Annotated in this window: 19 protein-coding genes; 11 read left to right on the top strand and 8 right to left on the bottom strand. The window is 42.8% G+C overall.

Going from position 1 to position 24,242, the window contains the following annotated elements:
• Positions 1–32: 32 nt before the first annotated feature.
• The 3 genes from ACVR1I_RS00710 to treR are packed head-to-tail and all read right to left on the bottom strand — an operon-like array spanning position 33 to position 1,662.
• Entirely contained in the window at positions 33–581 is a 549-nt protein-coding gene (locus tag ACVR1I_RS00710; protein WP_447442133.1) for a CvpA family protein, read from the bottom strand.
• The gene (locus ACVR1I_RS00705) at positions 578–889 is read right to left on the bottom strand and encodes a hypothetical protein (RefSeq protein ID WP_447442132.1); all 312 of its coding nucleotides are present in this window, start codon (positions 887–889) and stop codon (positions 578–580) included. The genes ACVR1I_RS00710 and ACVR1I_RS00705 overlap by 4 nt, the downstream gene beginning before the upstream one ends.
• 59 nt (positions 890–948) lie before the next feature.
• Positions 949–1,662, bottom strand: coding sequence for a trehalose operon repressor (gene treR, locus ACVR1I_RS00700; protein ID WP_447442131.1), 714 nt, complete (start codon positions 1,660–1,662; stop codon positions 949–951).
• Between the two features lie 169 nt (positions 1,663–1,831).
• On the opposite strand from treR, the gene treP reads away from it, so the two are divergent.
• From treP to recD2, 10 genes are all read left to right on the top strand, one after another.
• On the top strand, positions 1,832–3,838 hold the full coding sequence (treP, locus tag ACVR1I_RS00695; protein WP_447442130.1) for a PTS system trehalose-specific EIIBC component: 2,007 nt from the start codon (positions 1,832–1,834) through the stop codon (positions 3,836–3,838).
• Positions 3,839–3,944: 106 nt separating this feature from the next.
• Complete coding sequence (gene treC, locus ACVR1I_RS00690; protein ID WP_447442129.1) at positions 3,945–5,567, top strand: alpha,alpha-phosphotrehalase; 1,623 nt, start codon at positions 3,945–3,947, stop codon at positions 5,565–5,567.
• A 188-nt stretch (positions 5,568–5,755) separates the two neighbouring features.
• On the top strand, positions 5,756–7,798 hold the full coding sequence (locus tag ACVR1I_RS00685) for a BglG family transcription antiterminator (RefSeq protein WP_447442128.1): 2,043 nt from the start codon (positions 5,756–5,758) through the stop codon (positions 7,796–7,798).
• 4 nt (positions 7,799–7,802) lie between these two features.
• A complete protein-coding gene (locus ACVR1I_RS00680; RefSeq protein WP_447442127.1) occupies positions 7,803–8,087 on the top strand; it encodes a PTS sugar transporter subunit IIB in 285 nt (94 codons plus the stop codon).
• A gap of 21 nt (positions 8,088–8,108) precedes the next feature.
• A complete protein-coding gene (ulaA, locus tag ACVR1I_RS00675; protein ID WP_447442988.1) occupies positions 8,109–9,452 on the top strand; it encodes a PTS ascorbate transporter subunit IIC in 1,344 nt (447 codons plus the stop codon).
• 2 nt (positions 9,453–9,454) lie between these two features.
• Complete coding sequence (locus tag ACVR1I_RS00670; RefSeq protein WP_447442126.1) at positions 9,455–10,312, top strand: transketolase; 858 nt, start codon at positions 9,455–9,457, stop codon at positions 10,310–10,312.
• On the top strand, positions 10,309–11,235 hold the full coding sequence (locus tag ACVR1I_RS00665) for a transketolase family protein (protein ID WP_447442125.1): 927 nt from the start codon (positions 10,309–10,311) through the stop codon (positions 11,233–11,235). Before ACVR1I_RS00670 ends, ACVR1I_RS00665 begins: the two co-directional genes overlap by 4 nt.
• A 90-nt stretch (positions 11,236–11,325) precedes the next feature.
• Complete coding sequence (rnhC, locus tag ACVR1I_RS00660) at positions 11,326–12,207, top strand: ribonuclease HIII (protein WP_447442124.1); 882 nt, start codon at positions 11,326–11,328, stop codon at positions 12,205–12,207.
• Between the two features lie 10 nt (positions 12,208–12,217).
• Positions 12,218–12,817 (top strand): signal peptidase I, encoded by a 600-nt coding sequence (lepB, locus tag ACVR1I_RS00655; RefSeq protein WP_447442123.1) that lies wholly within the window; start codon positions 12,218–12,220, stop codon positions 12,815–12,817.
• 58 nt (positions 12,818–12,875) lie between these two features.
• Positions 12,876–15,290 carry an SF1B family DNA helicase RecD2 gene (gene recD2 / locus ACVR1I_RS00650; RefSeq protein WP_447442122.1) on the top strand — a complete coding sequence of 805 codons (2,415 nt, stop codon included), beginning with the start codon at positions 12,876–12,878 and terminating at the stop codon, positions 15,288–15,290.
• Positions 15,291–15,369: 79 nt separating this feature from the next.
• Here the strand turns inward: recD2 and ACVR1I_RS00645 are convergent, their stop codons facing one another.
• The 4 genes from ACVR1I_RS00645 to dinB all read right to left on the bottom strand — a co-directional run bounded on the left by ACVR1I_RS00645 (position 15,370) and on the right by dinB (position 20,609).
• Positions 15,370–16,377: a galactose/methyl galactoside ABC transporter permease MglC gene (locus ACVR1I_RS00645; RefSeq protein WP_447442121.1), complete on the bottom strand. Its 1,008-nt coding sequence runs from the start codon at positions 16,375–16,377 to the stop codon at positions 15,370–15,372.
• Between the two features lie 12 nt (positions 16,378–16,389).
• The gene (locus ACVR1I_RS00640) at positions 16,390–17,901 is read right to left on the bottom strand and encodes a sugar ABC transporter ATP-binding protein (RefSeq protein ID WP_447442120.1); all 1,512 of its coding nucleotides are present in this window, start codon (positions 17,899–17,901) and stop codon (positions 16,390–16,392) included.
• 122 nt (positions 17,902–18,023) lie between these two features.
• Complete coding sequence (locus tag ACVR1I_RS00635) at positions 18,024–19,115, bottom strand: galactose ABC transporter substrate-binding protein (RefSeq protein ID WP_447442119.1); 1,092 nt, start codon at positions 19,113–19,115, stop codon at positions 18,024–18,026.
• 417 nt (positions 19,116–19,532) lie between these two features.
• Complete coding sequence (dinB, locus tag ACVR1I_RS00630) at positions 19,533–20,609, bottom strand: DNA polymerase IV (protein ID WP_447442118.1); 1,077 nt, start codon at positions 20,607–20,609, stop codon at positions 19,533–19,535.
• Positions 20,610–20,825: 216 nt separating this feature from the next.
• Here dinB and pflB point away from each other — a divergent pair, with 216 nt between their 5' ends.
• Positions 20,826–23,165, top strand: coding sequence for a formate C-acetyltransferase (gene pflB, locus ACVR1I_RS00625; protein ID WP_447442117.1), 2,340 nt, complete (start codon positions 20,826–20,828; stop codon positions 23,163–23,165).
• 92 nt (positions 23,166–23,257) lie between these two features.
• Here the strand turns inward: pflB and ACVR1I_RS00620 are convergent, their stop codons facing one another.
• Positions 23,258–24,073, bottom strand: coding sequence for a CHAP domain-containing protein (locus ACVR1I_RS00620; protein WP_447442116.1), 816 nt, complete (start codon positions 24,071–24,073; stop codon positions 23,258–23,260).
• Between the last annotated feature and the right edge of the window lie 169 nt (positions 24,074–24,242).

Genomic DNA, 24,242 nt, shown 5'->3' with positions numbered 1-24,242 from the left:
GTTCCTACTTACAAAAAGAGTAAGGCAAAGCCTTACCCGATGATATTGTTCACCCACAATTTTTCAAAAAGACTGGTGGTGATTGGTGTGTATTTTATGATCGTATTGGCAAGCAAGCTATCCTGCAAGAGCTGTTGGGTAGTCGCTAGGGGAATGGTTGCTAAAATGGTCAAGACCATCTGCAAGGACACCAGCGTAACCAAGACAGACAAGCCACCACTCAATAGATTCAAATTCCGAGAGTCGGGACTGATAAAATCAACCAAATGAACCAGTATTCCGACAATCCGCATGCCAACATATACCAGGGTATAGATAGCTAAGAAAGCCAATCCAGCATAGAAAATTTGGTCTAACTCAAACAAATATTTGCTGTCAAAAAAGAGATTTTTGGATCCTTCCGTCGCATTGGCAAATGGAACCCACAAATAAAATATCGCCGCCAACTTCTTATAAAAACCCGCCGCAATGATGAGACTAAAAACCATTGCAAAGGTATAAAAGGCTTGTAATAAGATTCCACGGCTATATCCAATATAAAAACTCCATAAAAGAAGTACTACAAGAACAAGCGAAATCATAGACTATCCTCTAATTCATCCAAATCCACCAAGGTTACATTCTTTTTCAAGGCAATTTCCTTGGCATTGGCCAATTCTTTTTCTGTTTTTTCGTGGGCGATTTCTCTTGTTAACTGAACAGAAAGTGCATTGATGGCCAACAAGAGTGCCAGAGTTTCTGAATCCGCTTTGGGCATCTTTTCTTGCAATGCTTGGTATTTTTCTTGTGCTACACGTTCAATTTCTTCCATAAAGAGATTGTCGTGCTCTGTTGTTACTGTTAACTGTTTTTTTCCAAATGTAAATTTGTATCGATTTAAATTTGCCATATGTTTACCTCAGATTCCATTATACCCTAAAATGATCATTTTGACTATCTGAAAACCCATCAAAGAGCGTGCTTGCGTCTTGCAAAGTCGACAAATTTAAACTTGTCCATGCGGTGCTTGCTCTCCGTGTATTGAAATTGCCTCGTATCTCCCAAATAGACACGAGAGCGAATGAGTACTAGGGACTCGTCTTTGGTGTCCAACCATTCCCGCTCTTGTTCGGTAGAAGCTTGAATAGTGATTTCTTTTTGGGCATAGGCAATGTCTAATTTTAGTTCTTCCTCTAAATAGGAATAAATAGAGCACTCTCCAATAGCAACGGTTAATTCTGGAACAATGGATTGATCCAAGTAATCTAAATCCAAGACAGAAACAGTCCCGTCAATCGTCCTAGTCCTCAATATCCTCCAAACTTTCTGTCCAACTTCAAAACCTGTTTTCTTTGACAAGCGCCCACTGATCGTAATCAATTCCAAATCCAAGACCTTGGTTTGACTGTTCAATTGCAGACTATTGACCAATTCCTTGTAGGAGGTCAAGCCTGATATCGGGAATTGCAAGAGTTCTTGCTCCAAAACTTGAGAGCCCCGACCTTGAATCTTTTGAATAAACCCCCGTTCTGTCAACAAGGCCAAGGCTTTTCGAATGGTGTCTCGGCTCGCTTGGTAGGATTCTTGTAATGCTTTTTCCGTGGGCAATAAGTCTCCTGATTGGTAATCGCCATTGAGTATCTGGTCGCGAAGATTATTGAAAATCTCTTGATATTTTTTCATTGTTTCTTTCATTGTTCTGCCTTTTTCCATACCTATTCCCCCTATTATAACAAAAAATAAAAATTTTTATTAAAAGCCTTGCAATTGGTATGGAAATCGGTTACAATGAAACGGTCTCGAAAATTTGTACGTACAAATTTTAAAATTAAACCATTCAAAAGGAGAACAAATGGGAAAATTTGAACAGGATGCCAAAGCACTGCTGCAAGCAGTCGGTGGCAAAGAAAATATTGCAGCCGTTTCACATTGTGCAACCAGAATGCGGTTTGTCTTAAACGATGACAGCAAGGCCAGTGTGGCGGATATCGAACAATTGTCTTCAGTCAAAGGAACCTTTACCAATGCGGGACAATTCCAAGTAATCATCGGAAACGATGTCCCCATCTTTTACAATGACTTTACGGCCGTATCGGGCATTGAAGGTGTCTCAAAAGAGCAGGTCAAATCCGCTGCTAACAAAAACCAAAACAAACTCCAACAAGCGGTGGCTTTTCTGGCTGAAATCTTCACACCCATTATTCCAGCTATCATTGTCGGTGGTTTGATCCTTGGTTTCCGTAATATCTTGGAAAATGTCGGTTTTGAATTTTTAGGCCAACAAGTGGTAGACGGCGTGAAACAAGTTTGGCCTGATGGCTCAGCCAAGTACAATACCATCACCATGGTCTCGCCATTCTGGAATGGGGTCAACCATTTCCTCTGGTTACCAAGTGAGGCGATATTCCACTATTTGCCAGTTGGCATTACCTGGTCTGTTACCCGTAAATTAGGAACTAGCCAAATCCTGGGGATTGTTTTGGGGATCTGTTTGGTTTCCCCACAGTTGCTTAATGCCTATGCAGTAGCGGGTACTCCTGCTACTGAAATAGCAGAAAACTGGGTGTGGAACTTTGGCGGATTTACCATTAACCGAATCGGATACCAAGCCCAAGTTATCCCAGCCCTCTTATCTGGCTTGGCCCTAGCCCATTTGGAAATTTTCTGGCGCAAACGGATTCCGGAAGTCGTTTCCATGATCTTGGTGCCGTTCCTCTCTCTTTTACCAGCCCTCATCTTAGCCCATACTGTTTTGGGCCCATTGGGTTGGACAATTGGTAAAGGGATTTCAACTGTTGTTTTAGCTGGTTTAACTGGTTCTTTCCGTTGGTTGTTTGGTGCCATTTTTGGTTCACTCTACGCCCCATTGGTTATCACTGGCTTGCACCACATGTCAAACGCCATCGATACCCAATTGATTGCGGATGCTGGTGGTACCATGTTGTGGCCAATGATTGCCCTATCCAATATCGCCCAAGCTTCATCAGTTATGGCTTACTACTGGATGAACCGCAAGAGTGAAAAAGAAGCGCAATTGTCCATGTCGGCAGGCATTTCGGCCTACCTGGGTGTCACAGAGCCTGCTCTCTTTGGAGTTAACCTCAAGTATGTATACCCATTTGTCGCTGGTATTATTGGATCAGGTATTGCTGGCCTTGTATCAACAACTTTTGGTGTTACAGCCAATGCCATTGGTGTCGGTGGCCTACCAGGTTTCTTGGCCATTCAAAGCCAAACAATGGGAATGTTTATCCTCTGTATGCTCATCGCTATTGTGATTCCATTTGCCTTGACCATTATCTTCCGCAAAGCCAACGTTTTGACAAAGGCGGAAGACCAAGTCAAACAACATCTTGTAACTCCTGCAGCAACTACACCTGTTGCACCAGCAGCAACTACGGAAGCAACTGTCTTCTTGAGCCCGTTGACCGGCCAAGTACAAGCTTTAGCTACTGCTACTGATCCTGCCTTTGCACAAGAAGCAATGGGAAAAGGGGTTCTCATCCATCCAACAAAAGGGGAATTAGTCGCACCAGTTGATGGAACCATCTCGGTCCTCTTCCCAACCAAGCATGCAGTTGGAATTACTTCCAATACTGGAGCAGAGTTGCTCATGCATATCGGCATGGATACCGTCCAATTGGAAGGCAAGGGCTTTACTGCACACGTTTCACAAGGTGATACGGTTCAAGCAGGCGACCTCTTGATTAGTTTTGACCTGGATGCCATCAAAGAAGCTGGCTTCTTGGTAGAGACACCTGTACTCATCACCAATCCGGATCAATTCCAACCGGTAATATCAACCGACTTGCCAACCAACATTGAAGCGAATCAACCACTCTTTACCGTTGGTCGCTAAACCAGTTTCTACTAGCCCAGTTTCCTAGACTGGGCTTGTTGGCATTTTTCATCTGTGGTATAGTTAAAAGAAATGACTATCCACCATACACTACAAAGGAGAGAACATGGCATTTGATAAAAGACAAGTCGTCTATCAAATTTACCCAAAATCATACAAAGACACCAGCGGAAATGGAGTAGGAGACCTGCGCGGAATTATTGAAACATTACCCTACCTAGCTGATCTTGGCATCGATGTTATCTGGCTCAACCCTTTCTATCCAAGCCCACAAAAAGACAACGGCTATGATGTCTCAGACTATACTGCCATCAACCCTCTCTTTGGTTCCATGTCCGACTTTGAAGACCTGGTTCAAGAAGCCAAAAAACACAACATTGGCCTGATGCTAGATATGGTCTTAAACCATTGTTCGACAGAGCACGAGTGGTTCCAAAAAGCACTGGCTGGCGAGCCCTTTTACCAAGATTTTTTCATTTTACGTGATGAACCGACCGACTGGGTTTCTAAGTTTGGCGGCAACGCCTGGGCACCTTTTGGAGATACTGGAAAAGACTACCTCCACCTCTTTGATGTGACCCAAGCGGACCTCAATTGGCGCAATCCCCATGTCCGTGAGGAATTGTTTAAGGTTGTGAATTTCTGGCGCGAAAAGGGGGTCAACGGTTTTCGTTTTGATGTCATCAACTTAATTGGAAAAGATGAGGTATTAAAAGACAATCCCAATTTTGATGGAAAACCAGAATATACTGATCGCCCCATCAACCACGATTACTTAAAACTCCTCAACAGCCAAACCTTTGGTCAAGACGAAACCGGTATGACCGTGGGTGAAATGAGCTTTACGGATATCCCAAATTGCATCCAATACAGCCATCCTGACAGCGGGGAATTAGACATGGTCTTCAATTTCCATCACTTAAAAGTAGACTATGAAAATGGCCAAAAATGGACACTAAAGCCCTTTGATTTCCAAGAATTGCAAAGCCTCTTCCATAGTTGGGGAGAAGAAATGAGCCTGGGCAATGGCTGGTCTGCCCTCTTCTGGAACAACCATGACCAACCACGCGCCCTCAACCGTTTTGTCGATATTGAAAACTTCCACCAGGAAGGAGCCACCATGCTGGCTGCCAGCATCCATCTTGCACGCGGAACCCCTTATATCTACATGGGTGAAGAAATTGGTATGCTGGATCCTGACTATAACAGCATGGCCGATTACGTAGACATTGAATCTCTTAACGCCTTCCAGGAATTAATAGACAAAGGGTTAACAGAAAGTGAAGCCTTTGCCATTATTAAAGCCAAGTCCCGTGACAATTCCCGCATTCCCATGCAATGGGATGCCAGCCCTCATGCCGGCTTTACTAGTGGTACTCCTTGGCTCAAGGCTGGAAAATCCTATCCAAGTATCAATGTTGAGAATGCCAAAGACGGGGCCATCTTCCAATTTTACAAAGAATTGATCCACTTGCGCAAAACACACCCCATTATTGCAGAAGGAAGCTATCAGGCCATCTTGCAAGGCCATGAACAGATCTATGCTTTTGAACGCCATTATGAAGATCAGAGCCTTTTGGTCTTAAACAACTTCTTTGGCCAAGAAACCGAGATTCCTCTTCCATCGACCTATCAAGAAGGCAAAATCCTCATCAGCAATTATCCTGACACACAAGTCGGGTCGTCTGTTGTCCTAAAACCCTACCAAACCTTGGCTATCCTTGCCTAATCCTATATCCCAGTAACCAATGGTTACTGGGATATTTTCTTAAAGATAAAAAGGCATTTGCACTCCTAACTCCCTTTTGGTACAATTGAGCCCAATTCTATCCCTGTTACTGATTTCCAAATTTGGGCCCAATTGGGTCTAGCAATTTGCAAGCGTTTTCGGTAAACTAACATTAGGAAGGAGAAAACATGTTTAACCAAAAAACACTCGTGATTTTGATGACGCTCTTACAAGAGCCTTCGATTTCGCTGTACACTCTTTCTGTCAAAACCAAAATGTCTATGAAAGACATCAAGGAACAAATCTCGCGTCTCAATGAGTATTTTAAAGACAAGTCCTTGCCACAATTGACACTTCATCAAGGCGGGTATCAATTGTCTACTCAAATTAAAAATTGTTCAGAGCAATTGATTGAGGAGCTGAGAACAGAGCAAGTCTATTTGTCTCAAAATGAGCGGATTTTTTTAATCTACCTCTATACTTTTTGCCGGGTGGATTTTGTGTCCAATCAACATTACCAAGATTTTCTGACTGTTAGTAAAAATACAGCCCTCTCTGATATCAAAGAGCTTCGTCACTTGCTAAAAGGATATAATCTTACCCTAGACTACACCAGGGCCAAAGGCTATACCCTACATGGGGACGAAGAAAAAAAGCATCAGTTGGCCCTGTACGCCATTAGTCAGCTTTTGAAGGAACCAATCGGTTTTTGGTCCTTGCACCATGTCTTAGCTGCCTGGGATTACCACTTTGAGTTCGAAAAAACGTTCCAGCGGGTTGAAGATTATTACCAAGCCTTTCAAATCACACCGATTCAAAGTCGATTGGAAGAATGCCTTTTTTTACTAGCTTTTATCCTCTTTCGTTACCAAAGAGGAGTCCAGCGGATTAAACGAAGTGCACGTCATTTCTCTGAAGCACTTCAATCATTGACCGATGTTATTAGTCAAGATATTACCAAAGACTATAATCTAAAAAGAGAGCTAGAACAAGAAGAAAAACAGTATTTGACCGGTATCTTATCTGGATGTTTTGAAGGAGATGAAGAACAAAACGATTCTTACTTCTTGGCCTTGACCAGAGCGATTATTGAAAAGATGGAAGAGGTCTCCCTCCTTGCTTTCGAACAAAAAGAGGCATTAGAGAAAGGTCTCAAACGACACATTATTCCAGCTTATTTTCGCTTAAAATACAAGCTATACAGCAACAACTCCTACACAGATCATATCAAGGACAGTTATCCTGACCTCTTTGACCTAGTGCATAGGGCATTGCAACCTTTAGAAAATGAAATTGGTTACGCCATCCCAGACACAGAAATTTCTTATTTTGTTGTGCATTTTGGAGGCTATCTAAAACCGGTTCCCGAGTCTCCTCTAGCCTATCGGGCCATGATCATCTGCCCAAACGGCGTCAGCTCCTCTTTGATTATTAAAGATCGTTTGAAGGACTTGTTTCCTAAAATTGATTTCATTGGAACCACCAAGGTAGAAGACCTGGACACCATCGACGAAGATTCCTATGATCTCATTTTCTCAACCGTTGAAATCCACAGTTCCAAACCCCATTACTTGGTTCCAATCTTGATGACGGACGAACAAGCCCTACGGTTAAATGAACTGATCGCTAAGGATTTCCCGGATATCTCAGAAGAAAATACCTTGCTAGAGAAGGTTATGAAGACCATTCGCCAGTATGCTTCTATCGAACGCGAAAAAGAGCTCCGCTTGGCCCTACAAGAACTATTGATAATACCAAAAGAAAATAGAAAGGAAACGCGACCCTTGTTACACGAATTGATTACTGAAGAAACTTATCAACATAGCTCCGTTACTTTAGATTGGCGAGAGGCTATCGAATTGGCAGCTAAACCACTACTTGAAAGCGGCCAAATTGAGGCCAACTATCCTCCTGCCATGATTAAAAAGGTAGAAGATTTCGGTCCCTTCATTGACTTAGGAAAAGGCATCGCTATTCCTCATGCTAGACCAGAAGACGGGGTCAACCGTGTGGGCATGTCGATGTTGGTTCTTGACAATCCTATCCACTTGGCGGATGATCCCACCCACGAAATTCGATTGCTGATTTGTATTGCGGCAACGGATAATCAAACCCATCTCAAAGCCCTGTCACATTTGACAACGATTTTGAGAGACCAGGCTAAGATTGATCAACTCTTAGCATCCAAAACTTATTCCGATATCAAAAATATTATTCAACAGGAGGCGTAATCTTATGTTACGAATTGGTACAGCTTGTGGTTCAGGACTTGGTTCAAGTTTCATGGTGCAAATGAACATTGAATCCATCTTACGTGATCTTGGTGTCTCAGACGTCGAGGTAGAACACTATGATCTTGGTGGGGCAGACCCTAGTGCGGCAGACGTTTGGATTGTCGGCCGTGATTTGGAAGATTCTGCGGGTCACCTTGGAGACGTACGCATCTTAAATAGCATCATCGATATGGATGAATTGACCGAATTGGTCACCGCTATTTGCAAGGAAAAAGGACTTATTTAATACTTTATTTTAAGGAGGAGTATCATGAAATTTTTAGTTGATATTGCCAGCACACCAGCGATTCTGGTTGCCTTGATTGCCATCATTGGTTTGCTTTTACAGAAAAAACCAATGCCTGATATCGTCAAGGGTGGAATTAAGACCTTTGTCGGTTTCCTAGTGGTATCCGGTGGTGCAGGGATTGTCCAAAGTTCCCTCAATCCATTCGGTGCCATGTTTGAACAAGCTTTTAATCTAGCTGGCGTTGTTCCAAACAACGAAGCGATTGTGGCTGTTGCCTTAACAACTTATGGCTCTGCTACTGCGCTAATCATGTTTGCGGGGATGATTTTCAACATCTTAATCGCTCGCTTTACAACATTCAAATACATTTTCTTAACAGGTCACCACACCCTTTACATGGCGTGTATGATTGCCGTTATCTTATCTGTTGCAGGATTTACTTCCCTTCCTCTTATTCTCCTCGGTGGTCTAGCACTCGGTATTATCATGAGCGTTTCACCAGCCTTTGTCCAAAAATACATGATCCAATTGACTGGAAATGACAAGGTTGCCTTGGGCCACTTTAGCGCACTTGGTTACTGGCTCAGTGGGTTTGTTGGCGGACTAGTTGGTGACAAATCAAAATCAACCGAAGACATCAAATTCCCTAAGAGCCTTGCTTTCTTGCGTGATAGCACCGTCAGCATCACCATTTCAATGGCTATCATCTACATTATTGTAGCCATCTTTGCTGGTCCAGCTTGGATTGCTAAAGAATTGAGTGGCGGAACAGATGGTATGGTCTACGCTCTTCAATTGGCAGGTCAATTTGCTGCAGGTGTCTTTGTTATCCTTGCCGGTGTTCGTTTGATCTTGGGTGAAATCGTTCCTGCCTTCAAAGGAATTTCTGAAAAATTGGTTCCAAATTCAAAACCGGCTCTCGACTGTCCGATTGTTTACCCATATGCACCAAATGCTGTTTTAATCGGATTTATCTCTAGTTTTGCTGGTGGTCTTGCAAGTATGGCCATTATGATTTTTGCAGGAACAACTGTGATTCTTCCTGGGGTCGTTCCTCACTTCTTCTGTGGGGCAACTGCCGGAGTTATCGGTAATGCATCTGGCGGTGTTCGTGGAGCAACTGTCGGGGCCTTCATGCAAGGTGTCCTTATTAGCTTCCTCCCAATCTTCTTGATGCCTGTCCTTGGTGGGCTTGGATTTGAAGGTTCTACCTTCTCAGATGCAGACTTTGGTCTTTCTGGTATCGTACTTGGTCTCTTAAATAATGCTGGTGGAACAACAGGTATCGCAGCAGGTATCATTGCCATTCTTGCTCTCTTAGTTGGTCTGTCATTCGTTGGTAAAAAAGACAAGGAGGCGTAAGAATGACGCTTACTTTAGAAGAACAAAATCAATTAAAACACTTTGCCAATCAAATCCGTATTCATACGCTCGAAACCTTGAACCATCGAGGTTTCGGCCACTACGGTGGTAGCTTGTCTATCGTCGAAACATTGGCTGTTTTATACGGCAAACTCATGCCGACAACACCTGACATCTTTGAACAAAAAAACCGAGACTATTTTGTGCTATCGAAAGGACACGCAGGGCCAGCTTTGTATAGCACCCTACATCTCAAAGGATTTTTTGACAAGGAATTTCTTCACTCCCTCAACAACAATGGCACTCGCCTGCCTTCCCACCCTGACCGTAACTTAACACCAGGAATCGATATGACAACTGGTTCACTCGGACATGGCATCAGTGTTGCAACAGGGATTGCCTATGGGCAACAAATCCAAGATTCCCCTTTTGTCACCTATGCGATTGTCGGGGATGGTGAATTGAACGAGGGTCAGTGTTGGGAAGCCTTCCAATTTGCAGCCCATCACCAATTGAAAAACCTCATTGTCTTTATCGATGACAATAAAAAGCAATTGGATGGTACGACAGATGAAATCTGCCAAACACAAGACTTCGTCGCTAAAATGACTGCTTTTGGATTTGAAGCTGTGCGTGTCAAAGGCGATGATATAGAAGGCATTCACGACGCCATCTTGGCTGCAAAAGAATCCTCTTCTCCAGCTCCTAAAGCCATTGTGTTGGATTCCATCAAAGGGCAGGGAGTTCCGCTTTTAGAAAACATGGAAGCCAACCATCACTTACGCTTAGATGATGATTTACGTCTAGCGCTCGAGAAAGCTCTATCGGAACTCGAAGCAAGAGAGGAGGTAACTGTATGACACGGACAACAAAAGAAATGCGACTGGTCTACCGTGACTTTCTAAAAGATCACAGTCATCCAGACCAAAAACTAGCTGTTTTAGAAGCTGATTTATCAAGCTCCATGGCCACCAATAAGTTAGCGGAAGACTTTGGCAAACGCTATGTCAATGTCGGCATTATGGAAGCTGAGATGGTGGGGGTGGCTGCTGGTTTGTCCGTCCTTGGTTACAAGCCCTATCTTCATACTTTTGGTCCCTTTGCTAGCCGAAGAGTCTACGACCAAGTCTTTCTCTCCCTTGGATATGCCCAGTTGGATGCGACCATTATCGGATCCGATGCCGGTGTTAGTGCGGAGATGAACGGTGGAACCCATATGCCATTTGAAGAAATCGGTCTTATGCGATTGATTCCAAAGGCTACGGTCTTCGAAGCCAGTGATGACCTTCAATTCCAAGCCATTTTAGAACAAACCTTGGATATCAAGGGTCTCAAATATGTTCGCACCATCCGTAAGGCTCCTCCAGCTATTTACAATGGGGAAGAGGATTTTTCAAAAGGTTATTACCAACTGCGTGAAGGAAAAGACCTCACCATTGTTGCCTCCGGTATTATGGTTGCCGAAGCCTTAACAGCAGCGGATTTGCTTTCAGAAAAAGGTATCTCAGTGAGTGTTATTGACCTATTTCGCATCAAACCACTGCCAGATGGCTTTTCAGATCTTCTCTCAGAAAGACCTGTCCTTACAGCCGAAAACCACAACCAAACAGGTGGAATAGGTAGTGCGATTAGTGAATTGCTCAGTGGCGATACACAGACACCCGTCTACCGTATTGGCGTCGCAGAGCGCTTTGGTCAAGTTGGACAAATGCCCTTCCTGATGGAAGAATACGGACTGACTGCAGACCACATTGCCAAAAAAGCTACAGAAATCCTATCCTAAATAAAAAAGAAGCTTGGTCGTGAGAACGACCGGCTTCTTTTCTCTTGTCCTTTACTATGGAATTTCCTGCTTTTGTGCTACAATGGAAGAATGAGTACAGTCGTTTTAAAACTGAGCAAAACAGAAATGAACCAGCTGATGACCCGCTACCAAGCCCATCAACTCCCCAATCCCAACGCTTATGTCCTTGGCTTTTTTAAGGTGGACGGAACTAGTATTACTGCCTACACATCTGGCAAAGTGGTCTTTCAAGGAGACCAGGCCGAAAAATTGGCCCAAACATGGGGCTATGTAGCCGAATATCCTGTGACTCGGATTTCCCCATCAGCAGAAATGATTGGAACAGATGAAGTTGGAAATGGCTCCTATTTTGGTGGATTAGCGGTCGTGGCCAGCTATGTCACACCAGCTGACCATGCTTTTTTAAAAAGTCTGGGAGTGGATGATTCCAAAAAGATGAACGACCAAAAGATTCGACAAATCGCTCCTCTCTTAAAAGAAAAAATTCCCCACCAAGCCCTGCTTTTGGCCCCACAAAAGTACAATCAGGTCATTGAGCAAGGCTACAATGCGATCTCGGTTAAAGTCGCTCTTCACAACCAAGCCATATTCTTGCTCTTGCAAAAGGGAATCAAGACCCAACATATTGTGATTGACGCCTTTACCACGGCCAACAATTACCAGAAATATGTCCGACAAGAAGCCAATCAGGTAGAACAGCCTATTACCTTGGAAGAAAAAGCCGAAGGGAAATACCTGGCGGTTGCCGTCTCCTCCATCATCGCTCGAAGCCTCTTCTTAGAAAATCTGGAAGACCTTAGCGATGCCATCGGCTTTGATTTGCCATCAGGAGCCGGACCAAAGTCGGATACCATTGCCAGTAAAATTCTTAAAGTCTACGGTATGGACGGCCTTGACAAGACGGCGAAATTGCATTTTGCCAATACACAAAAAGCTCAGAAATTACTATAAAGGAAAAAATATGAAAGCATTTCTAAAAGAGTGGGGATGGTTCTCCCTCTTCATCCTAATCATCCTTCTTTCCCGTCTCTTTATTTGGAGCCTTGTCTCAGTGGATGGGCATTCTATGGACCCTACCCTCCAAGACAGTGAACACCTGATCATGCTCAAAACGACCTCTATTGAACGATTTGATGTAGTGGTAGCTAGCGAGACAGATGCTGCCGGAAAGAAAAAAATGATTGTCAAACGGCTTATTGGCCTGCCTGGTGACACGATTCGTTTCGAAAACGACACCTTGTATATCAACAACGAGAAAGTGGAAGAGAAGTATTTACAAGAATACTTGACGGCATTTGAGAAAGACCGCTTGCAGGAAACCTATTCCTACAATCTCCAATTTCAGCAAACCGCCCAAACTGCCCGTGCTTTTACTGTGGATACCACAGGTAATCCCAATTTCACAGTTCAAGTTCCTGAGGGAGAATATTTCCTCTTGGGTGATGATCGCCTAGTGTCCAAAGATAGTCGAATGGTCGGAACCTTTAAAAAGGATCAACTCGAAGGCGAAATCGTCTTTCGCATTCTACCTTTCGACCGTTTTGGCTCCATTAACACCTAATCCATTAGTGGGAAAAGAGCTTCTTGCTCTCCTTTCCCCTTTTTTGTAGGAAAATAATATGACAGAAATTTATTTTACAGGAACCATTGACCGGATTATTTTTGAAAATCCCTCCAATTTTTACAAAATTTTACTATTGGAAATTGACGAAACCAACGCCGAATTTGATGATTACGAAGTTATCGTGACGGGAACCATGGCAGATGTTATTGAAGGAGAAGATTACCGCTTTTATGGCCAGCTGGTAACTCATCCAAAATATGGCCAACAACTGCAACTGTCTCGTTACGAACGCAGCAAACCAACTTCTGCCGGCCTTATTAAGTACTTTTCCAGCGACCACTTTAAGGGGATTGGCCGTAAAACGGCTGAAAAGATTGTCGAACTCTACGGAGAAGACACCATCGACAAGATTTTAGCGGCTCCTGAGCAACTCAGCAGCATTACCGGTCTTTCTGCCAAAAACAGGCAGGCCTTTTTAGAGACCCTGCAAAGCAACTATGGGACGGAATTGATTTTGGCAAAATTAGCGGAATACGGCATTCCCAACAAACTGTCCTTCCAAATCCAAGACACCTATAAGGAAAAAACCTTAGAAATTCTCGAAGAAAATCCCTACCAGTTGGTCGAAGAAATCCAAGGAATGGGATTTGGGATTGCTGATAAAATTGCTGACAATCTCGGAATCGAACCAGACTCCCCCAAACGCTTTCGGGCAGGGCTTCTTTATACCCTGCTCCAAAGTTCTCTCGAGACGGGAGATACCTACGTTGAAGCCAGAGATCTATTGGAAGCCACCCTTTTGCTCTTGGAAGAAGCCCGCAGAATCGAATTGGATCCGGCCCTGGTCGCCCAAGAATTGACCGGTCTAATCGCTGAGGGCAAACTCCAACAAATCGGTACCAAAATCTTCGACAATAGCCTCTTTTTTGCAGAGGCAGGCATTGAAAAACACCTGAAACGCCTTCTTGAAAAGAATACGGTGAAACCCTTTCCGGTTAATGCTATCGAGGCTGCCATCTCCCATATCGAAGACGAATCTGGCATGGTCTACGACAGCATCCAACGCCAAGCTATCAAGGAGGCCATCAACCAACCAGTCTTCGTCTTGACCGGGGGACCTGGCACCGGAAAAACAACCGTTATCAACGGCATTATCGCAGTCTACGCCCTCTTGCACAAAATGGATTTGACGAAAGTTACGGGGGATTTGCCCATCTTATTAGCAGCGCCAACTGGTCGGGCTGCCCGTCGGATGAACGAATTGACTGGTCTTCCGAGTGCAACCATTCACCGGCACTTGGGCTTAACAGAAGACCAAGGAGAATCGACCCGCGATGATTACTTGGATGCCGATTTTATTATTATTGACGAATTTTCCATGGTCGATACCTGGCTGGCCAATCAACTCTTCCAGTCCATCTCCAGCAACACCCAGGTCTTGATTGTCGGAGACGCGGAGCAGTTGCCGTCTGTTAGTCCCGGCCAGGTCCTAGCTGACTTGCTCAGCGTTCCCCATTTGCCCAGTATTACCCTTGAAAAAATCTTCCGCCAATCGGATGATTCTACTATCGTTCATTTGGCCAGCAGCATCCGCCAAGGCCAACTACCAACTGATTTTACAGAAAAAAAAGCTGACCGCTCCTATTTTGAAGCCCAGAACGAACACATTCCAGCCATGATTGAGCGAATTGTACCTGCCGCTATCAAATCTGGCATTCCAGCCCAAGAAGTCCAAATTCTAGCTCCCATGTACCGAGGGGCTGCCGGAATTGACCATCTCAACAAGTTGACCCAAACATTGCTCAATCCCCTCAAAGACGGGGAAATCGAATTTGCTTTCCAAGAACAGGTCTTTCGCCAAGGCGACCGGGTTATCCATCTGGTCAATGATGCTGAAAGCAACGTTTTTAATGGGGATTTGGGCTATATCACAGACCTCCTCCCGGCCAAATACAGCGACTCTAAGCAAGATGAGTTGACCATTCAATTTGACGGAGCAGAAATCACCTATCCTCGGGGCGAATGGTACAAATTGACCCTGTCCTATGCCATGTCCATCCACAAGTCACAGGGTAGTGAATTTCAAGTCGTCATCCTGCCCCTGACCCATTCCAGCCAACGAATGCTCCAACGCAACCTCCTCTACACAGCCATTACCCGCTCCAAAAGCAAGCTGATTTTACTAGGCCAACGCTCCGCCTTTGACCAGGCCGTTAAGCAAGCCGGTACCCAGCGAAAAACCTATCTTCTCCAACGTTTTATCGGCGACGAAGAAACCACTCTAGAAGAAGTAGCAACTCCTTCTCAGCAGCCTATGCCAGCCTCTACTAAACAGGAGACCAGCAGGGAGCCAAATCCTCCTTCGCCAGCCAGCCAACCACAAAACACCATCCTCACCAAGGAGAACCTCCTGACCATCGATCCCATGATTGGGATCAGCGAAGAAGATATTACTGCTTTTTTCAACTAAGAAAAAGCCCTCCAATCGGAGGGCTTCTTTTCATCTACCAGTCATTGGCCATGAAAGGGTAGAGAAAATGGTGGGACAATTATTTACGGACCAAGGTCTTACGGATATCAAGAGCTACTGCTACGATAATCACGATACCTTGAATCACGTTGGTCATATCTGGTGTGACGCCAAGATAGGTCAAACAAACCTTGAGCAATTCGAAAACGAATACCCCCAAGAGAATGCCCGGCACTGTACCTTGACCACCGGCCGTAGATACACCACCAATAGTCGCAGAGGCAATGGCATCCAACTCATATCCCATCCCGGCACCAGCACCAGCTGAACCCGTTTTGGCAGAAAGAAGGAAGCCAGCAAGACCATATAGCAAACCTGCCAAGGCAAAAATCTTAATCTTTTGAGCCCGAACATTTACACCGGATACTTCTGCAGCATTCTCGTTGCCACCAATTGCATACATGTATTTACCGTAACGAGTTTTATTGTAGAGCACCCACATAGCAAAACCAATAACGGCTGCAATAATCGCAATATAGGGCACAACTCCAAATAATTTCCCTTGTCCTAAACGGACAAACTCAGGCTTAAAGGTACCAATTGGTTTTGATTGAGAATAGATCAATACAAGACCATAGGTCATAATCTGAGTACCGAGAGTCGCTAAAAATGGCGGAACACTCAATTGAGATACAACAAATCCATTAAACAATCCCAAAACTAAACCAACCACAAGTGCTGCTAACAAGGCTACGAAAATAGGAACGTCCGGCAAATTAGGGAAGAACTTACCTACAAAATCAGGTCGTTGAACGAGGGTTGCAGTTACAATAGCCGTTAAACCAACAATCCGACCAGCAGAGAGGTCTGTTCCACGGATGATCAAACAGCCTGAAATCCCCAAGGCAATGATAAAGCGAACAGAAGTGTTGGCCATGATATTTCCTGCATTTCCAACCGTAAAGAAATTATCTCGCGTTAAGCCAGTATATAAAATCATGGCAATCACGACAATATACATTGAGTTTTTCGTCAAAAATTCATTCAGATTAAATGGTTTTTTCTGTTTTAATTCTAAATTCGGCATCTCCACTCCTCCTTAGTTGCCTGTCATAAACTTCGTTGCCAAGGTCATGACTTTTTCCTGATCCGCTTCTTCACGATTCAAGAAACCAGCCACTCGTCCTTCACACATCACCATGATACGATCAGATACCCCCAGTAATTCAGCCATTTCAGAAGTGATCATGATAATACTCTTGCCTTCTGCTGCTAAATTGTTAATGATTTGGTATATTTCGTATTTGGCACCGACGTCAATACCGCGCGTCGGCTCATCTAAAATCAGAATATCTGGATTGTTGGCCAACCAGCGTGCCAAAATCACTTTTTGCTGGTTACCACCAGATAAATTTTCAATGTGGGTCTTATTACTTGGCGTTTTTACTCGTAAGCGTTTGACATTGTCATCAACCACATGGTTGATTTCTTTTTCATTTAATAGTCCCATAGGTCCAACGTACTGTTTTAAGGCCGCCACCGAAGCATTATCTGTAATGGACAAGACCCCAAAAATACCATTGTGCCTACGGTCTTCTGTAACAAGGGCAATTTTGTTTTTAATAGCTGTTGCTGGATTTTTAATCGTCACTTCTTTGCCATTAACAATTATTTTCCCTTCTTCTAAAGTCCGCATTCCATATAGGGCCTCCATCAATTCAGTCCGCTGAGCTCCAACGAGACCACCAATACCAAGAATTTCCCCTTTTCTCAGTTCAAAACTGGCGTTTTTAAACGAAAGAGGATTGGGAGATGTCATATTTTCAAGTTTGAGTACAATCTCATCTTGAACTTGGTTTGTTTTATCCGGAAAGAGACTGGTCAACTCACGACCTACCATGGCCTTGATAATTTTGGCAGTTGTCATTTCTTCTGCCGGCCAAGTTCCAACATACTGACCATCTCGCATGACTGAAATGTCATCTGAAATCCGCAATATCTCATCCATTTTATGCGAGATATAGATAATACCAATATTACGAGCCTTTAATTGAGCAATTATTTCAAACAATTTTTCCACTTCAGAGCTTGTCAAAGAAGAGGTCGGCTCGTCCATAATCACAATCTTAGCATTATGAGAAATGGCTTTTGCAATCTCAACCGACTGCATCTGAGAAACCGTCAATTCATTTAACAGGGTTTTGGGATCAATATGCAAACCAACTTCTTCTAGCAAGGATTTGGTTTCCGCATTCATTTTAGCATGATCCACCAAGTTAAATTTTCCAAGTGGATAATTCCCTAAAAATACATTTTCTGCAATTGTCATCATACGAATCGGTTGCAATTCTTGATGTATCATCGAGATACCTGCATCAATGGCTTCTTTTGATTCTTTAAAATCAACTTCTTTCCCATCAAAAAGAATGGTTCCTCCATCCCGATGGTAAATCCCAAACAAACATTTCATTAGAGTGGATTTTCCAGCACCATTTTCTCCCATTAAGGCATGAACCGTTCCTGGACGTAAGTTAAATGTTACCTGATCCAATGCCTTAACCCCTGGAAATGTCTTGGTTATATCTTTCATTTCTAAAATATATTCACTCATTCTCCACGGCCTTCCCATTTTAAAAAAATAAGTTCCCACTGTTCTTATAGTGCTTATTTTAGCATATCGGAACAGTGAGAACACACGAGTCGTTTTTCAAAATTGATTACTCGAAATGATGACTATTTCGAATTTTTTTCACGTTCTGCATAACGTGCTTTCACTTCTTTTGTTGTCTCAGTTTTAGCTTTTGCTTCTTTTAATTCCGCATCAGCTTCACTAATTACTTTTACATAATCAACCCAATAGTAAGACTCCACATCTTTTCCATTGATTAACTCAACGGCAACATCTGCTGCAGTGTGGGACTGGTTAAAGTGGTCATTTAATACTGTACCTGTCAAATCACCTTTTGCGAGCAATTCCATCGCATCAGGAATAGCATCAACCCCCACAACTAAGATATCTTTGCCAACTTTACGACCAGCAGCTTGGATTGCTGTAACAGCTCCAACGGCCATACCATCATTGTTAGAGAATACAACGTCCAATTTTGTACCAAATTGCTCCAAAGCAGATGCTGTCATCTCTTGACCTTTGGCAGTATCCCAGTTCGCAAGATATGGTTCTGCCAAGGCTGCATTTTTAATTCCTGCATCTTCAATCGCTTTAACAGAATAAGTTGTCCGCTGTTGTGCATCAACATTGGCTGGATCTCCAAAGAGTGTAATGTAATGTAAAGTTCCATCTCCGTTGATGTCCCCTTTGGATTCAGTTGCAGCAATGATTTCACCCTGGAAAGTACCAGATTGTGTTGCATCTGCACCCACATAAGTTGTCTTACCTGGCCATAATTCTAAATCTGCGACCTCTGGCTCACGGTTGATAAAGACAACTGGTATCTCCGCAGCTTGAGCGGAACTAATCACAGAACCTGCTGCAGTCGGGTCAACTAAGTTCGCAAGAATAACATCTTTACCTTGTGCAATAAAGTTATTGATTTGCTCTGTTTGAGTTGCTTGATCTTGTTTCCCATCTTGAATATCCAACTTATAGGTATTGCCTGTTTCTTCACTCAATTGTTTGAAATAGCTTTCCAACTCTTCACGATAGAGTGTCATAAAGTTATCATTGAACTGATAGATTGCAACACCAACTTGGTAAGTTTCCCCCTTACCTTTTCCTGAGTCACTTCCAGAACCACCTGCATTTCCACATGCAACGAGTGAAGTTGCAACAGCTGCAACAGCAAAAAACTTCAAATACTTTTTCATTCTACTTCCTTTCTTTTTAAGAAAAAGCAATGCTTAAACAAGCAATCAATTTTGTAAACGGTTTCTTTATAAATCTATGGTATCTTTTTTTGAAAAAAATGTCAATAGAAAATCCATTCTTTTTACTAAAAATTAGTAAAAATAATAACACTATCTTTTGAATTTGAATACATTAATTATATTTAATTAATTTTATATTTCTAAAGAAGTCTATAAAACTACTTCATTCACTCTAACACCCTTTTTACTAGAGAAAATCTACTATATAAATAGCTAAAAATAAGATTGTTTTAGTAAATTTTTTATATTATAAACAATCAAATCTACAGCTTACGACAGTAAAAAATTCAAAAGAATCCTCTACTCCACTTGATCATATACCAATCGTACAAACAACAAACACCTGACAGTTCACTACTAATCAGGTGTTTTTTCTAAATTCGTGAGCGTAATCCCTAACAGCCGAATCCCTTTGTCAAATTGACCGATCCGGTCGACCAATTCCCTCGCTACACTCTCAATTTCATCAGCATTGTCGATCCAGTTTGTCAGACTTTTTCGCTTGGTCAATGTGGTAAAATCCGCATACCTCAGTTTGACCACAACAACCTTTCCTTTCTTTCCATACCTTTCCAAGCTTTGATGAACCCGCCGAGCAAGACTGATCAGTTCTTTATAAACATCGTCTTCTGTATACAGGAGTTTCCCATAGGTTCGCTCTTTGCCAATTGACTTTCTTTCTCGGTGTGTCACGACGGGCGAATTGGAAATTCCTCTAACCTTGCGATAGAGTTGGTAGCCAAATTTTCCAAATCGGTCAATCAAGGTCATCTCTGGAATCTCTAACAAGTCACGACCTGTATACACCCCCATCTCATGTAGTCGTTCAACACTTTTTTTACCAACACCGTGAAATTTCTCAATCGGCAAGGCAGATAAGACAGTAACTGCCTCTTCTGGCAATATAACTGTTAGACCTCTTGGCTTTTCCATATCAGATGCTATTTTTGCCAAAAACTTATTGTAGGAAACACCTGCTGAAGCTGTTAAATGTAATTCATTCCAAATATCATACTGGATCAATTTTGCAATTTTAATAGCAGAGGAAACTCCCAACTTGTTGTCGGTCACATCTAGATAAGCTTCGTCAATTGACATGGGCTCCACCAAGTCTGTATAGCGATGAAAAATAGCACGGACTTGCTGTCCTACTGCCACATATTTCTCATAATTTCCAGAGATAAAAATTGCTTGAGGACAGCGTTCATAGGCCTCTTTCGCAGACATAGCCGAATGAATCCCAAATTCTCTGGCTTCATAGGAACAGGTCGAAACCACTCCCCTGCCACCTGATGTCCGAGGATCTCGTGCAATGACGACCGGTTTGCCTTTTAACTTAGGATTATCGCGAACCTCTATGGCAGCAAAAAAGGCATCCATGTCAATATGGATAATTTTCCGCGAGGTATCATTGATCAAAGGAAAAATTAACATCACTGCCTCCTTATTGTGTCCTACATCTATTATACTGCAAAAAGATAAAAAAGCATAAAACGGGAGTAAAGCCAGTTCATTTATAGAAAATAACCATTCTAATTTTCATTTTATTTTCATAGGTTTCATGCCGTTTTCAACTTGTGATTTTTATCTCAAAGTGTTATAATACTAACATAAAGGTGTCTAAGACATCTAAAAAAAAGGAGAACCCTCATGTCAACAAAAGTACAATCACAAAATGTTACTGAAGACATTTTTGCCCAAGCCTGGGAAGGTTTTGCTGGAACGGATTGGCAAGACAAAGCAAGTGTAACGCGCTTCGTTCAAGCCAACTACAAACCATATGATGGCGATGAAAGTTTCTTGGCAGGCCCAACCGAACGCTCTCTCAAGATTAAGAAAATCATCGAAGAGACAAAGGCTCATTACGAAGATACTCGTTTCCCAATGGATATCGACCGTGCAACTTCAATTGCAGATATCCCAGCTGGTTATATTGACCAAGAAAACGAATTGATTTTCGGTATTCAAAATGACGAACTCTTCAAATTGAACTTCATGCCTCGCGGTGGTATCCGTATGGCTGAAACCACTTTGATTGAAAATGGCTATGAGCCAGACCCAGTTCTTCATGAAATTTATACAAAGCATGCAACAACTGTAAACGACGGTATCTTCCGTGCTTACACTGCTAATATCCGTCGCGCTCGCCACTCACACCACGTTTCAGGTCTTCCTGATGCTTACTCACGCGGTCGTATCATCGGTATGTATGCCCGTCTTGCTCTTTATGGTGCAGACTACTTGATGAAAGAAAAAGTAGCTGACTGGAATGCTATCACTGAAATTGACGAAGAATCAATCCGTCTTCGTGAAGAAATCAACCTCCAGTACCAAGCATTGCAACAAGTTGCAAAACTAGGTGACCACTATGGTGTTGATGTTCGCAAACCTGCGATGAACACTAAAGAAGCAATCCAATGGGTTAACATCGCCTTCATGGCAGTCTGCCGTGTGATCAATGGTGCTGCAACCTCTCTTGGACGTGTACCAATCGTTCTTGACATCTATGCAGAACGCGACTTGGCTCGCGGTACTTTCACAGAGTCTGAAATCCAAGAATTTGTAGACGACTTTGTGTTGAAACTCCGTACGGTTAAATTTGCACGTACAAAAGCATTTGATGAAATTTATTCAGGTGACCCAACCTTCTTGACAACATCAATGGCTGGTATGGGTAATGATGGTCGTCACCGTGTTACAAAAATGGATTACCGTTTCTTGAACACGCTTGACAACATCGGTAACTCACCAGAACCAAACTTGACCGTTCTTTGGTCAGACCAATTACCATATGCATTCCGTCGTTACTGTATGGCAATGAGCCACAAACACTCTTCTATCCAATACGAAGGTGTATCAACAATGGCCAAAGACGGCTATGGTGAGATGTCATGTATCTCATGCTGTGTGTCACCACTTGACCCAGAAAACGAAGACAAACGCCACAACATTCAGTACTTCGGTGCCCGCGTCAACGTGTTGAAAGGTCTCTTGTCTTCATGGAACAACGGTTACGACGATGTTCATAAAGACTATAAAGTCTTTGATGGTGTTGAAGAGTTCAACGAAGAAGTCTTTGACTATGATAAAGTGATTAAAAACTTTGAAATCGCCCTTGATTGGTTGACTGATACTTATGTCGATGCCATGAACATTATTCACTTCATGACAGATAAGTACAACTACGAAGCTGTTCAAATGGCCTTCTTGCCGACTCACCTTCGTGCCAACATGGGATTCGGTATCTGTGGATTCGCTAACACCGTTGACTCACTTTCAGCGATTAAATACGCGCAAGTTAAACCAATCCGTGACGAAGATGGCTTCATCTATGACTATGAAGTAATCGGTGAATTCCCTCGCTACGGTGAAGATGATGACCGTGTAGATGACATCGCAAAATGGTTGATGGAAGCCTTCTATACTCGTCTTGCAAACAAACCACTTTACAAAAACGCTGAAGCAGCTGTGTCTATCTTGACCATCACATCAAACGTTGCCTACTCTAAACAAACTGGTAACTCTCCAGTTCACCGTGGAGTATTCCTCAACGAAGATGGTTCTGTCAACACTTCCAAAGTAGAATTCTTCCCACCAGGTGCCAACCCAACTTCTAAATCACGTGGTGGTTGGTTACAAAACTTGAATTCACTTTCAAAACTCAACTTCAACCACGCTAACGATGGTATCTCACTCACCACTCAAGTTTCACCAAAAGCACTTGGTAAGACATTTGACGAGCAAGTGACAAACCTTGTGACCATTCTTGATGGTTACTTTGAAGGTGGAGGCCAACACGTAAACTTGAACGTTATGGACCTCAACGACGTCTATGAGAAAATCATGGCTGGCGAGGATGTTATCGTTCGTATCTCTGGTTACTGTGTTAACACCAAATACCTCACTAAAGAACAAAAAACTGAATTGACACAACGTGTCTTCCACGAAGTGCTTTCACTTGATGATTCTGTAGATGAGTTGATCAAATAAGACAAATAAAAAGAAGAAATCAATTGTTTTCTTCTTTTTTTACACAACTAACGAAAAGCCCCCCTGCTCAGAAATCAGTGGGGCTTTCATGTTTAATGAGGAGGATAAATATAAGAAACTTGACTCGTAGTATCTAATGGATTAAACCAACCACGATGGTTGTCAATCCACTGGCGTCCATTAATATTAGCCTCGAGCACTTGAATACGCGTATCACTTTCAACCGCAGTCACGTAGGCTACGTGTCCAAAACCACCGTCATTCCATACCACGATAGAACCAACAATAGGAGTTGTACCGACCGCAAAGCCTTCACGCGCCGCGTTACTAGCCCATGTTGACGCATTGCCCCACCAATCTCCAGCCCAGCCTGTTAACTTTTGAACTGCCCAAGTACACTGACCAACTGGATAGTTAATCCCTGGTTCATAATCGTAACCAGGCAAGTAGTAAGAAGAGTGATTGTGCGAAGTGGCTGTTACAACCCCTGGCAGTTGCAAGGCTTGTCCCGGAACAATCATATCATAGACAGACAATCCATTTGTTGTAGCTAACTGAACATAGTCCACACCATGAGCATAGGCAATAGAAGAAAGAGAGTCGCCACTTTGGACCGTGTAACTTGAGATAGCAGTTGTTGCAGAATTTGATGCTGGATTCTGTTGTACGATATTTGCATTTGTTCCAGGAATCGTGAGCATTTGGCCTGGTGTAATCACATCATAAATTCCTAAACCATTGTGGCCTGCCAATTCATAGGGATCAATCCCGTAGACTTGTGAAATAGAATAAAAGGAGTCTCCGCTTTGCACCACATAAGAATCCGCCTTCACAGATTGAGAGACGAGCAAACCTGCTACCAACACAGAAGCACACATAGTCCATTTACCGATTGACTTTTTCATCATTTTTTCTCCATATTTTTAGTAACCTAATCTTATCAAAAGAATACGTCAATCAAATCACATTCAGATTAAGAAAGAATAAATTTTATTACATTTTTTTATCAAAATAAGGCGAAATATGACAGTTTTGTATCAATTTGTTTGCGCAGCCAAATAGTCAGAAACAGCAAAA

The organism is Streptococcus cameli, from assembly GCF_053207365.1.
The sequence above is the reverse complement of the archived record's forward strand: the minus strand, read 5'-3'. Positions and strand labels throughout refer to the sequence as shown.